At 68.8% G+C, this 12,668-nt stretch carries 13 protein-coding genes; 6 read left to right on the plus strand and 7 right to left on the minus strand.

Annotated features, from left to right (window positions below; translation table 11 throughout):
* Positions 1-12 precede the first annotated feature (12 nt).
* The 7 genes from HRJ34_RS23255 to HRJ34_RS23285 all read right to left on the minus strand — a co-directional run bounded on the left by HRJ34_RS23255 (position 13) and on the right by HRJ34_RS23285 (position 6,582).
* Positions 13-798 carry an SDR family NAD(P)-dependent oxidoreductase gene (locus HRJ34_RS23255; protein ID WP_208632563.1) on the minus strand — a complete coding sequence of 262 codons (786 nt, stop codon included), beginning with the start codon at positions 796-798 and terminating at the stop codon, positions 13-15.
* On the minus strand, positions 795-1,715 hold the full coding sequence (locus HRJ34_RS23260; protein ID WP_226948909.1) for an SDR family oxidoreductase: 921 nt from the start codon (positions 1,713-1,715) through the stop codon (positions 795-797). The genes HRJ34_RS23255 and HRJ34_RS23260 overlap by 4 nt, the downstream gene beginning before the upstream one ends.
* A 20-nt stretch (positions 1,716-1,735) precedes the next feature.
* A complete protein-coding gene (locus tag HRJ34_RS23265; protein ID WP_208632564.1) occupies positions 1,736-2,056 on the minus strand; it encodes a 2Fe-2S iron-sulfur cluster-binding protein in 321 nt (106 codons plus the stop codon).
* Positions 2,057-2,197: 141 nt separating this feature from the next.
* Positions 2,198-3,403, minus strand: a complete 1,206-nt coding sequence (locus HRJ34_RS23270) for an acetyl-CoA C-acetyltransferase (protein ID WP_208632565.1) — start codon at positions 3,401-3,403, stop codon at positions 2,198-2,200.
* A gap of 43 nt (positions 3,404-3,446) precedes the next feature.
* Positions 3,447-4,247 carry an SDR family NAD(P)-dependent oxidoreductase gene (locus HRJ34_RS23275; protein ID WP_208632566.1) on the minus strand — a complete coding sequence of 267 codons (801 nt, stop codon included), beginning with the start codon at positions 4,245-4,247 and terminating at the stop codon, positions 3,447-3,449.
* A 31-nt stretch (positions 4,248-4,278) separates the two neighbouring features.
* The gene (locus HRJ34_RS23280) at positions 4,279-5,280 is read right to left on the minus strand and encodes a LysR family transcriptional regulator (RefSeq protein WP_208632567.1); all 1,002 of its coding nucleotides are present in this window, start codon (positions 5,278-5,280) and stop codon (positions 4,279-4,281) included.
* 48 nt (positions 5,281-5,328) lie between these two features.
* Positions 5,329-6,582 (minus strand): FAS1-like dehydratase domain-containing protein, encoded by a 1,254-nt coding sequence (locus tag HRJ34_RS23285; RefSeq protein ID WP_208632568.1) that lies wholly within the window; start codon positions 6,580-6,582, stop codon positions 5,329-5,331.
* A gap of 383 nt (positions 6,583-6,965) precedes the next feature.
* Between HRJ34_RS23285 and HRJ34_RS23290 the strand changes: the two genes are divergently transcribed.
* The 6 genes from HRJ34_RS23290 to HRJ34_RS23315 all read left to right on the plus strand — a co-directional run bounded on the left by HRJ34_RS23290 (position 6,966) and on the right by HRJ34_RS23315 (position 12,646).
* Complete coding sequence (locus HRJ34_RS23290) at positions 6,966-8,198, plus strand: cytochrome P450 (protein ID WP_208632569.1); 1,233 nt, start codon at positions 6,966-6,968, stop codon at positions 8,196-8,198.
* 108 nt (positions 8,199-8,306) lie between these two features.
* A complete protein-coding gene (locus HRJ34_RS23295; RefSeq protein ID WP_208632570.1) occupies positions 8,307-9,149 on the plus strand; it encodes an SDR family NAD(P)-dependent oxidoreductase in 843 nt (280 codons plus the stop codon).
* A gap of 4 nt (positions 9,150-9,153) precedes the next feature.
* Positions 9,154-10,008: a MaoC/PaaZ C-terminal domain-containing protein gene (locus HRJ34_RS23300; protein ID WP_208632571.1), complete on the plus strand. Its 855-nt coding sequence runs from the start codon at positions 9,154-9,156 to the stop codon at positions 10,006-10,008.
* Positions 10,009-10,040: 32 nt separating this feature from the next.
* Positions 10,041-10,745: an alpha/beta fold hydrolase gene (locus HRJ34_RS23305; RefSeq protein ID WP_208632572.1), complete on the plus strand. Its 705-nt coding sequence runs from the start codon at positions 10,041-10,043 to the stop codon at positions 10,743-10,745.
* A complete protein-coding gene (locus HRJ34_RS23310; RefSeq protein ID WP_208632573.1) occupies positions 10,742-11,506 on the plus strand; it encodes an SDR family oxidoreductase in 765 nt (254 codons plus the stop codon). The genes HRJ34_RS23305 and HRJ34_RS23310 overlap by 4 nt, the downstream gene beginning before the upstream one ends.
* A 51-nt stretch (positions 11,507-11,557) precedes the next feature.
* Positions 11,558-12,646, plus strand: a complete 1,089-nt coding sequence (locus HRJ34_RS23315) for a Gfo/Idh/MocA family protein (protein WP_208632574.1) — start codon at positions 11,558-11,560, stop codon at positions 12,644-12,646.
* The last annotated feature ends 22 nt before the right edge of the window (positions 12,647-12,668 follow it).

A 12,668-nucleotide genomic window follows, 5' to 3' on the forward strand; every position in this document is an offset into this window, starting at 1 on the left:
TCTCCCTATGGTTCAACGGGTTCTGGCCGGTCCCCCCTGCGCGGCACGGTCGAAGGCCACCGCGATCTCGTCGGCGCGGCAGGCGATGGCATCGGCGCCGTCGCCATGGGTCAGGATCAGGAAACGGCCCGCCTGCATCGCGTCGATCACGAAGCCCATGCCCGCGACCGGGTCCATGCGGCCCGGCGCGGCGGCCGGGTCGGCCGCGCACCCGGCATGGCCGAGAGGATGGCCGATCGCGCCTGGACAGGCCACCGAGACGCCGACGCCGCTGTCGGCGAGCTCGATGCGAAGCGTCTCGCTGAGGCTGAGCAGACCGGCCTTGGCGGCGGCATAGTCGCCATGGTCGGGCAAGGGGCCGAGCGCGGCCATCGAGGCGATGTTGAGGATATGGCCGCCCCCGCTCGCCGCCATGCGCGGCGCGAAGGTACGGACGCCGAGGAAGGGGCCGGTCAGCCCGGCGGCGATCAGCGATTGCCAATCCGCCGGTGCGATCTCGGTCAGCGGACGGCGGGCCGAGGGCGGGCAGGCATTGTTGACGAGCAGACGGATCGGCGCGACGTCGGCGTCGATCGCCTCGCCCAGCGCCGCCCAGCCCTGTGGGTCGGCGACATCGAGTACTCGCCAGTCGAGGTCTTTGGGATGGCCGAGCCGCGCGATTGCGTCGCGCAACCGGTCCTCGTCGCGATCGGTGAGCAGGACGGCCATGCCCCGGTCGAGCAGCACCCGAGCGAGCGCCTTGCCCAGCGTTCCGGCGCCTCCGGTGACGAGGGCGCGTCCGCCGGCCAGTTCGATCAAATGGGGTCCCAGGCGAAGACGTCGGCCGACACCTGGAGCGGATGGAGGCTGGGCTTCACCGCCGGCAGGAAATCGGAGGCGATCGTCTCGGGCGTCCAGCCTTCGGCGCGGTGGACCGAGCGGACGGGACGCGACGGCGAGAAGAGGAATATCTCGTTCTTGCGCACGCAGAAGACCTGGCCGTTGACGTCGGCGGCGGCGTCCGAGCAGAGGAAGGCGACGAGCGGCGCGACCTTGTCGGGGGTCATCGTCTTGAGCCGCTCGACCCGCTCCCTGGCCGCCTCGGTCTCCGCGGGAATGCTCTCGGTCATCCGGCTCCAGGCGAAGGGTGCGACGCAGTTGGAGCGGACGCCGAAGCGCCGCATGTCGAGCGCGATCGAGTTGGACAGGCCGACGATCGCCATCTTCGCCGCCGAATAGTTGGACTGGCCGACATTGCCGATCAGGCCCGAGGTCGAGGTCATGTGGACGAAGGCGCCGCAGCCCTGCTCGCGGAAATGCGCCGCCGCCGCGCGCGACAGCAGGAAGCTGCCGTTGAGGTGGACGTCGATCACCGCGCGCCAGTCGGCGAGGCTCATCTTGTGGAACATGCCGTCGCGCGAGACGCCGGCATTGTTGACGACGGCGTCGATCCGCCCGAACGCCCGGATCGCGTCCTCGACGATGCTGGCGGCGCCCGCCTCGTCCGCGACGCTGGCGGTGTTGGCGATCGCCAGGCCGCCCGCGGCCACGATCTCGGCGACCACTTCGGCCGCCGGGCCCTGGTCCGATCCCTCACCCGACAGCGATCCGCCGAAGTCGTTGACGACGACGGCGGCGCCCTGCCGCCCGCATTCGATCGCCAGTGCGCGGCCGATGCCGCGGCCCGCGCCCGTCACCGCGACCGTCTTGCCCGCGAGCATGTTGGTTCCGTTCATGATGTCCGTTCCGCCGTTCGTCAGAGTTGCGACTTGGGCAGCATGATCTCCAGCCCGTCGAGTTCGGCGTGCATGACGATCTGGCAGGACAGGCGACTGGTCTCGTCAGGGTCGACCGCCATCTCCAGCATCGCCGTCTCCTCGTCGCCCGGCGGACCCACCCGGTCCATCCAGTCCGGTGCGACATGGACGTGGCAGGTCGCGCAGGACAGCGCCCCGCCGCAGTCTGCCAGAATCTCGTCGATGCCGTTCGACAGCGCCGTCTGCATCAGCGTGTCGCCCTCGGACGCCTCGACGAGCCGGTCGTCCTTGCCGGCCTTGCTGAACGTGACCTTCACCATCCGTCTCTCAAACCTTCCCGTCTCGTCGCCCGCCGTCACGGCGAAGGGCCCCATCGCCGGAGACTATCGCGGGGAGGGGGACGAAGCCATATTCGAGGTGGCGATATTTGGGAGGTGGCCGCCTAATCCCGATCCGCCACGTCAGGGCCGTTCGAAGATCGCGGCGATGCCCTGGCCGCCGCCGATGCACATCGTCTCCAGCGCGCGCCGGCCGCCGCGCCGTTGCAGCTCGTACAGCATAGAGGTCATGATGCGGACGCCGGTCGCGCCGATCGGATGGCCGAGCGAAATGCCCGATCCGTTGACGTTGACCCGGTCGGCCCATTCGTCCCCGTCGATGCCCCAGCCCTTGAACACCGCCAGCACCTGCGCCGCGAACGCCTCGTTGATCTCGACCAGGTCGATGTCCTTCCAGCCGAGGCCCTTGCGCGCGAACAGCCTCTCGACCGCGCCGACCGGGCCGATGCCCATCCGGGCCGGGTCGCAGCCATGCGCCGCCCAGCCGCCCCAATAGGCGATCGGTTCCAGCCCCAGCTCGGCCAGCCTGTCCTCGGCGACGATCAGGCAGGCGGCGGCGGCGTCGTTCTGCTGGCTGGAATTGCCGGCGGTCACCGTGCCGCCCTTGATGATCGGGCGCAGCGACGCCAGGCTTTCGACGGTGGTGTCGCCGCGAATGCCCTCGTCGCGCGCGAAGACCAGCGGGTCGCCCTTCTTCTGTGGCACCGGCACCGGCACGACCTCCGCATCGAACCTGCCGTCCGCCCAGCCCGCCGCCGCGCGCCGTTGGCTACGGGCGGCGAAGGCATCCTGCGCCTCGCGGCCGATGCCGTAATCCTTCGCCAGAGTCTCGGCGGTCTCGATCATGCCGGAGATCACACCGAAACGCTCGGCCGGCTGGGAGCGTTCGCGGCCCCGGTCGAGCCGGTCGTAGAACTGGACGGTGCCGGCCCGCGCGCCGCCGCGCATCGCCGTGGTGTAATATTCGATGTTGCTCATGCTCTCGGCGCCGCCCGCCAGGACGATGTCGCAGGCGCCGGTCTCGACCATCATCGCCGCCATTGCGATCGCCTGGAGGCCGCCGCCGCAGCGGCGGTCGAGCTGCATGCCCGGCACCTCGATCGGCAAGCCGGCGGCGAGCGCCGCCCAGCGGCCGATGCAGGGCGCCTCGCTGTTGGCGTAGCTTTGCGCGAAGACGACGTCGTCGATCCGCGCGGGATCGATTCCGGTGCGATCGATCAGCGCGGTGATGACGTGCGCGGCGAGCCGCTCGGCCGGCAGCGGAGTCAGGCTGCCGAGGAAACGGCCGATCGGCGTGCGGAGCGGGGAGACGATGGCGGCCTTGCGCAAGGGAAACCTCTTCGGGTGTACGGGCTCGTATCGGAATGGAGCGTCAGAAGTCGGTGCCGCCATCGACATTGGCGATCAGGCCGGTGGCGTAGGCGGCGCGCCCGGACAGCAGGAAGGCGATCATGTCGGCGACCTCGCCCGGATCGCCGATCCGTTCGAGCGCGACCTTCATCTCCATGTCCCGCAACATGCGCCGTTCGGCCTCGGCGCGGTCGATGCCGGGTTCGGCGGCCCGCAACGCCGCCATGCGGGCGTCGTAGCGGCCCGTTCGGATCGCGCCGGGCGCGACCGCGTTCACGCGCACGCCCTGTGGCCCATAGGCCTTGGCCAGCGTCTTGGTGAGGGTGTTGAGCGCCGCCTTGAACGACGCATAACCGGGCAGATAGGCCTTGGGCCCGCGCGAGGAATAAGCGGTGGTCAGCACGATCGCACCGCCGCCGGCGTTCGCCATGTGCGGCAGCACGGCGCGGCAGGCCCGGACCGCCGCCATCAGGCTGTGCTGGAAATAGTCGGCCCACTCGGTCTCGGGCAATTCCGCGAAGCTCCGGCTCGGACCCATCCAGTGATTGGTCACCGCGAGACCGCTCAAAGTGCCGAGCCGCCGGATCGCCTCGTCGAGCGCGGCTTCCACCGCGCCCGGCGCCGACGCATCGGCGGCGATGCCCTCGATCCGCACGCCATGCTCGGCGGCCAGCGCGGCGCAGGCGTCGGCGACCGTCTGCGGCGTCCGGCTGACGATCGCGACGTCGCCGCCCTCGGCGGCGATGCGGCGCGCGGTCTCCCAGCCCATGCCCCGGGACCCGCCGACAATCGCATAGGCGTTGCCGCGCATGCCGAAGTCCATCGATATTCCTTTCGGGTGGTGCCGGCGGCCGTCAGGCCACCGCCGCCGCCTTGGTTTCGAGCGAGGCCAGCGCCAGGTCCCACATCAGGTTCTGGGGCGGGGTGCGATGGTCGGCCAGCCGCACCAGATATTTGCGGCAGGGCGGGATGAAGTTGATCGGGCGGATCACGAAATCCTGCGTGTCGTAGCGTTCGGCGGCGAACTGGGTGCAGACCACGGGCAGCTCCCAGCTTCGCGCATAGGAGGGGGCGCTCTGGAATTCGGGGATCGGCACCGGTACGGCGCCGGCATTGACGAGCGGCTCGTAATAGAGCTCGAAGGCCGCCGGGCTGAACTGCTGCGCGGGCAGGATCACGCGGACGCCCTTGACGTCCTCGGTGCCGATCACGCCGACCCGCGCCAGATCATGGGTGCGCGGCACCATCATCGAGAAGCGGTTCTCGCGCAGCAGCAGTCGGTCCAGCCCGGCTTCGTCGAACGGCGCGGAGACGAAGGCGAGGTCGATCCGGCCAGCGCGGAGATGGTCGAGCAGCGCCGGGGTAGGGCCGCTGGTGACGTTGAGCTGGATGCCCTCATGCGTGGCGATGAACCTGTCGATCAGGCGGGTGCGCTGCGGATCGGGGAAGCTGAACGGCAGCGCGCCGACGCGCAGCACCCCGCTCATCGAGTCGCGCAGGGCGTTGGCCGCGTCGCGCGCCTGGTCGACGACGTTGGCGAGCCGACGGACCGGATCGAGCAGCGCGCGGCCCGCCGCCGTCAGCTCGACATGGCGGGTATTGCGGATGAACAGATTGAAGCCCAGCAGTGCCTCGAACTGGCGAATCTTGTGGGACAGCCAGGACTGGTCGATCGACAGCGCCTTGGCCGCCTTGGTGAAGCTCAGATTTTCCGAGACGGCGTTGAAGAACAGCAGGAATTCGACGTCGATGCTGCGATTGTCGTCGTCTCCGCCCGCGATCTTGCGAGGGTGCAGGATGGCGATTTCGTTCTCGTCGTTCGCGCCGATGGAGGCGGTCTTCGCTGTCCGGGCCATACGAAATCCTCTCGTTGGTTTATCTGCTTCACCAAGATGGGTTGTGGTTCATTTCCTCGTCCGGTCGGCTGCGGACTGCACGATGGCGGCGCCGCGCAGCAGGGTGTCGGCCTCGGGCGTGGGAAGGACGACCGGGCCATGAGCGCGGCTCGGCAGGATCACCGAGGCGCTGCCCGGCGCGGTGTTCTCGCCGCGCTGGTTGGTCGAGGCCAGTTCCAGGTCGACGACCGCATGGGCGCCCTCGATCCGCTTGGCCACCACCCTGCCGGTGCAGATGGTGGTGTCGCCCATGAAGTTGAACGCGCGCGACTGGCAGGACAGCTTCCACAGCCAGGCGTCGTCGCCCATCCAGTTGGTGGCGAGGTGGATCAGCCAGCTCGTCCGCATCTGGCCATAGTCGTAGGAGGTTGGCAGGCCGAGCGCCTGCGCGCGCTCATGATCCCAGTGCACCCGCTGGACGACGTCTGGCACGCCATAGGCGTCGGGCACGTAAAAGGCCGGCATCTTGCGCCGCTGGGCATAGCCGAGGCCGAGCGGGCCGATCCCGCTTGACGACAGGCCCATGCCCATGTGGAACGCGATGATGTCGACCATGGTGAGCGGCCCTTTGGCCACCGGCACCAGTTCCTCGCCGACCTCGACATCCTCCCAGAAGCGCGGGCTCGCACCGCGCCGGACCTCGGCCGCATAGACCTCGTCGATCCGGGCGATGTCGTCGGGCGTGTAGCTCTGCCGCTGGATCGCGGCGTAGCGGCCCGCCTTCTTGGTGCCCTCGCGCTCGGCCGACAGATAATGTTCCTCGCGCCGGCCGACCGGCGTGCCCGCGCGGTCGACATAGAGGTCGCGATAGGTTTCGGTGACGGTGCGGCCGCCGCTGAAGGAGGAGCTTTCCTTGACCTGGATGTTCGACGTGCTGCGTTCCACGAACACGCGCTCGTCGGGGTAGATCGGCCGCCACCAGGTCCAGTCGACGCCGGTATAATATTTGCCGACCCCCCGGAACAGGCCCTTGAACAGCGCCTTGGTCTCGGCGTCGGGCTTCGGGGTCAGGTTCGTGCCGGTCGCGTGGAGGAACAGCGGCGGGGCGATCTGGTCGCGCCAGCGCGTGCCCGCCCCATAGGCGCGGTCATGGTAGAGCGGGTTGGCGTCGCCGCAGGCGAAGGCGAAATGACTCATCCCGTCGGATGAGGCGATGGCGTTGTACGGCTTGTTATAGGCGAACTTCGGCACGCCGATCTGGCGGCGGGCGCGTTCGATATCCTCGTCGGTGATCTTGCCCGTGATGGGGTCCGCCTCGGCCATCATCTCTCCCTGCCGCGATCCGCGTGTTTGCGTCGTCATTTCGATGGAGGGGAGGTTGTATTAAAACTGATGGTAAGTCAACTATTGGCTTCCAATGGCCGCTCGGCCCTGCTCCAATTCTGCCGGATCGATCCTGAATATGGAAAATTCCGATAGACGCCCCGGCTTGGTTGCATCGCAATAAAATCGGCGTTTTCCGGCATTTTCGCGGGATCGGGGATGGTCCGGCGCGGCCGCGCCGACCCTTCATGGCGGGGGTACTTGAAAACTGGCGAGTATTCAGCGATGAAAAGGGCGTGGGCCCTGGCCGCGTCGGGCGGCCGATCCTGATGTGGCCGATCGAGTCGGTCGAAGCCACGCGAGCTGGTAGGAGAGGATAGACGATGAGCGAACCCATGACCCATGAGAAGGGGTCGGTTCCCGACCATGTGCCGCCCGAGCTGGTGCATTTCTGGGATTTCCGGACCGGCCTCGGCCCCTGTCCCCATGCGCAGGTCGCCGCGCTGCACAAGGGCCCGCGCGTCTTCTATTCACCGCTCAGCCACCAGGATCGTTCGGAGAAGCCGGTCGGCACCTGGGTCCTGACCAAGGCGGAGGACATCCGTCAGATGTTGCAGCGGGCCGATGTGTTCAGCTCCGCGCAGCCGCGCAGCCATGCGATGGGCGAGACTTGGCGGTTGATCCCGCTCGAGGTCGATCCGCCCGAGCACGGCCTGTTCCGTACCCCGCTCAACCCGCTCTTCTCGCCGGCGCGGATCAAGCAGCTCGAGCCGCGCCTGCGCGAACTGACGGTCGACCTGATCGAGAAACTCAAGGATCGCGACGAGTGCGAGTTCATCCGCGACTTCGGCGAGCAGTTCCCGGTCCGCATCTTCCTGGAACTGATGGGCCTGTCGGGCGACGATCTCTCGCGCTTCCGCAAATGGGCCGACACGATCATCCATGACCGCATCAACCGCGGCAAGGCGATGGGCGAGGTGAAGGCCTTTCTCGTCGAGCAGATCGCGCTGCGCCGCGCCGACCCCCGCGAGGGCGAGCTGGTCAGCCAGGTGATGGCGATGAAGGTCGGCGATCGCCCCTTCACCGACGAGGAGGTGATGGGCGCCGTCTTCCTGCTGTTCATCGGCGGGCTCGACACGGTGGTGAGCTCGCTCGCCTATCAATTCCGCTACCTTGCCGAGAATCCGGCGGATCAGGCGCGGTTGCGCGCCGACCCGTCGATGATCCCCGATGCGGTCGAGGAGTTGTTCCGCGCTTTCCCGGTGGTCACCACCGCGCGGATCGCGACCGAGGATACCGAGCTGGCCGGCGTCCAGATCAAGAAGGGCGACATGGTCACCGGATCGACCTTGTTGTCGACCAGCGATCCGACCGAGTTCGCCAATCCCGAAGTCGTCGACATCACGCGCAGCCCGAACCGGCACAACACCTTCTCCTTCGGTCCGCACCGCTGCCTGGGTTCGCACCTGGCGCGACGCGAGATCCAGATCGCGATCGAGGAATGGCTGAAGCGGGTGCCCCCTTTCACCGTGAAGCCCGGCACCGAGTTCAAGACGCTCGGCGGCGGCGTCATCGGCATGGAGGCGCTCCCGCTCGTCTGGTCGCGCCCGGCTTAAGGATTCCTGCCCCACGACCGCGCGCATCGCGGCTGCGACTCGGTCGCCGCGATGCGCCATCAGCAGGGGGCGAGAAAGGGAGTTCGGATGGCTTTGCTGGATGGGAAGGTGGCCGTGGTCACGGGCGCGGGCGCGGGTATCGGCCGCGCCTATGTCCGGGCGCTGGCGCGCGAGGGCGCGGCCGTCGTGGTCAATGATTTCGTGCGGGAGGCGGCCGATGACGCGGTCGCCGAGATCGTCGGCCATGGCGGCCGAGCGGTCGCCAATGTCGCCGACGTCGGCGCGATCGACGGCGGGGCGAGCCTGCTCGCCTCCGCGCTGGAGGCGTTCGGCCGGGTCGACATCCTCGTCAACAACGCGGGCATCCTGCGCGACGCATCGCTGGTCAAGATGGAGGAGGCGCAGTGGGACGCGGTGATGCACGTCCACCTGAAGGGCCTCTACAGCGCGACCCGGCCGATCTTCGGCTGGATGAAGGACAATGGCGGCGGGGTGATCGTCAACACCACCTCGACTGCCGGCATCCGCGGCAATTTCGGCCAGTCCAACTATGGCGCCGCCAAATGCGGGGTCATCGGCTTCACCAATGCGCTGGCGATCGAAGGGCGGAAATACGGCATCCGCCTTTGGAACATCGGCCCGGCGGCGGCGACTGCGCTCACCGCGCACATGCCCGAGGAATATCAGCGCCGTTTCCAGATCGACCGGGTCGCGCCGACCCTGCTCTACATGGTCAGCCACCTGTCCGGCGACCAGACCGGCAAGACGCTGCTGGCCGGCGGCGGCTGGGTCGGCGAGGTGCGGTTCGAGGTGCATGACGGCTATGAGCCGAGCGACGACTTCACCGCCGAGGAACTGGCCCGCGCCGTCGCCGACGGCAAGGTGCTGTTCCCCGATCGCGACGCCAAATGGGTGACCGCCTACGGCCCCTCCAGCAAGCGGGAGGGCTGAGGCGATGCCGATCGACTATCCCGCGATCCTGTCGCTCAAGGAGACGGGCAAGCGCTTCACCTACACCGACCGCGACACCATGCTCTACGCGCTGGCGGTCGGGCTGGGCAACGATCCGCTCAACGAGGACGAACTGCGCTTCGTCTTCGAGAAGGAACTGCGCGCGGTGCCGACGCTCGCCACTGTCGTCGCCTGGGGCGCGGGGGTGAGCACCGACAAGCTGGGCGTCGACTACCGGCTCGTCCTCCATGGCGAGGAGCAGACGATCTTCCACCGGCCGATGCCGACCGCCGCGACGATCGTCGCCGACAGCGGCGTCGCCGAGGTCTATGACAAGGGCGAGGGCAAGGGTGCGGTGATCCTGCGCCGGACGGTGATCCGCGACGAGGCGGACGGCCAGCCGATCGTGACGATCAACCGCACGATCTTCGCGCGCGGCGACGGCGGCACCGGCGGATCGAAGGAAGCGCAGCCCGCGCCGCATGTCGGCCCCGACCGCGCGCCCGACAAGGTGCTCGACTATCGGGTCGCGCCGAACCAGGCGGCGATCTATCGGCTCTGCGGCGACCGCAACCCGCTCCATGTCGAGCCCGAGCGGGCGAAGGCGGCGGGCTTCCACATGCCGATCCTGCACGGCCTGTGCACCTATGGCTTCACCTGCCGCGCGGTGCTGGAGGCCTATTGCGATTTCGATCCCACCCGGATCGCGAGCCACCAGGCGCGCTTCTCCTCGCCGGTATTCCCCGGTGACGGCCTGCGCATCTCGCTGTGGCGGGACGGGGATATCGTGTCGTTCGAGGCGGCGGTGCCGGATCGGAACGTCACCGTGCTCCGGAACGGCAAGACCGTTCTGCGATAGGCCGGTCCCCGGCGGAGGAAGAGGAGGGGCAATTGGCGACATTCGTTCTCGTCCATGGCGCGTTCCACGGCGGCTGGTGCTATGCCCGCGTCGCCCGGCGGCTGCGCGATGCCGGCCATGACGTGTACACGCCGACGTTGACCGGCCTCGGCGAGCGCGAGCATCTCGCCCATCAGGCGATCAACCTGTCGACCCATATCGAGGATGTCGCCGCGCTGCTGCGCTACGAGGATCTGGAGGACGTCATCCTCTGCGGCCACAGCTATGGCGGCATGGTGATCACCGGCGTCGCGGCGGCCGAAGGGCGGCGGATCAAGACGCTGATCTATCTCGACGCGATCCTGCCGTCCGACGGCAAGTCGCTGTTCGACATGGTCGGGCCGGAAATCACGCTGCGGACCATGGCGACGGCGGGCGCGGACGGGCGGGTGCCTTGTCCGCCGATGGCCTTCTTCAACGTCAACCCGGCCGACGCTGACTGGGTCGAATCGAAATGCAACCCGCACCCGATCGCCTGCTTCGTAGAAGCGCTCCGCCTTGGCGGAGACGAGGACAAGGTGCGCCACCGGACCTATATCTGTGCCGACAGCTACGCGTTCGAGCAGCCCGCGCAGCTCTGGCGCGAGCTGGATGGGCAGCGGGGCTGGAAGGTGGCGCGTCTGCCCGGCGGCCACGACCTGATGATCGACGCGCCCGAGGAACTGAGCGCGCTGCTGCTGGAGGAGGTCGGGCGATGACGACGGCGACGAGCGGGCGGGTGGCGCTGGTCACGGGTGCGGGCAGCGGCATCGGTCGCGCCTGCGCGATCGCGCTGGCCGGGGCGGGGTTCCGGCTCGTGCTGGTCGGTCGCAAGCGCGAATCGCTCGAGGCGGTGGCCGCCGAGATCAGGGGGGACGGCGGCGCTGCGCTGGTCCACCCCGCCAATGTCGTCGAGGAGGCCGAGGTCGCCGCCGCCTTCGCCGCGACGGTGGAGCGTTTCGGGCGGCTCGACCTGCTGTTCAACAATGCCGGCACGGCGTCGCCCAAGGCGCCGTTCGAGGATGTCGAGCTGCGCCACTGGAACCGTGTCCTCGCGGTCAACGTCACCGGCAGCTTCCTCTGCGCGCGCGAAGCCTTCCGGGTGATGAAGGCGCAGTCGCCGATGGGCGGGCGGATCATCAACAACGGATCGGTGTCGGCGCACGCGCCGCGCCCCTGGGGAGCGCCCTACACCGCCAGCAAGCATGCGATCACCGGGCTGACCAAGCAATTGTCGCTCGACGGCCGCGCCCACGACATCGCCTGCGGGCAGATCGACATCGGCAACGCCGAAACCGGTGTGGCGCTGAACCTGATGCAGGGCATGGCGCAGCCCGATGGCCGGGTGGTGCCCGAACCGGTGATGCCGCTGTCGTCGGTCGCCGACGCGGTGGTCTTCATGGCGGGGCTGCCGCTCGATGCCAACGTCCAGTTCATGACGGTCATGGCGACGAAGATGCCGCTGGTCGGCCGCGGCTGAGATCGCCGCCGAAAAAGGGAGGCTATCCTGTCCAGGAAATTGCGCGTCGGCGTGGTCAGCGCCAATTGGGGCATGGCCGCGCATCTGCCGGCCTGGCACGCGACCGGCGAAGCCGAGGTCGTCGCCGTCTGCACCTCGCGCCGCGAGACGGCGGAGGCCGCCGCGGCGACCCATGGCATCGCCAGGCCCTATTGGGACGCGATCGCGATGTGCGCCGATCCCGACCTCGACATCATCGACGTCGGCACCCGGCCCGACCTGCGCGCGCCGATGGTGCTGGCCGCGCTCGCCAACGGCAAGCATGTCTATGCCAGCGCGAACTTCGCGCCCGATCTCGATCGCGCCCGCGCGATGCGCGATGCCGCGCGGGCGGCCGGCGTGGTCGGGGCGCTCGACTCGGTCTTCCCATGGCAACCGGCGCATCGCCACGCCCATGCGCTGATCCGGGCGGGTGAGATAGGCCGGCCGATCGCCGTGACTGCGCGGTTGGCGATCAGCCATTTCGCGACGCCGTCGGCGGGCGGGGCAGGCTGGAAATGGTTCGGCACGCGCAGCCATGGCGCCTCGGCGCTGCGCAACCTCGGCACCCATTCGCTGCACCTCCTCACCTGGCTGCTCGGACCGGTCGAGGCGGTCGCGGCGCAGGCGGTGATCGCCCGGAAGGAATGGCGCTTCGACGACGGCGACATATTGCGCCCCGAGGTCGAGGACACCGCGCAATTGTTGCTGCGCTTCGCGGGCGGCACGATGGGCGCGCTGATGCTGAGCTGGTCCTCGCCCGCCAAGACCGGCTGGCTGATGGAGATCACCGGGGAGACGGGAACGCTCGCGACCGACGATCCAACCGGCTTCGCCTGCGGACCGAGCGTGACGCTGCGGCGCGGATCGGCCGGCGGTCGGCTGGAGCCGGTCGCGATCCCCGAGGCACTGACCGCGCCACCCGGCATCGATTTCGCGACCCCGCCGCTCCGCAACCAGTCGCACGACATAGCCGGCGCGATGAAGGACATGATTCGCGCGATCCGCGAGGGCGGCGCGGCGCTGCCGAGCTTCGAGGACGCCTTCCATGTCGAGGCGATTCTCGATGCCGCCCGCCGCGCGATCGACAGCCGCGCCTGGGTCGACGTGCCGCGTATATAGATTTGGTTCGTCGACCAGTTCG

The organism is Rhizorhabdus wittichii, from assembly GCF_017607425.1.
GTDB lineage: Bacteria > Pseudomonadota > Alphaproteobacteria > Sphingomonadales > Sphingomonadaceae > Rhizorhabdus > Rhizorhabdus wittichii.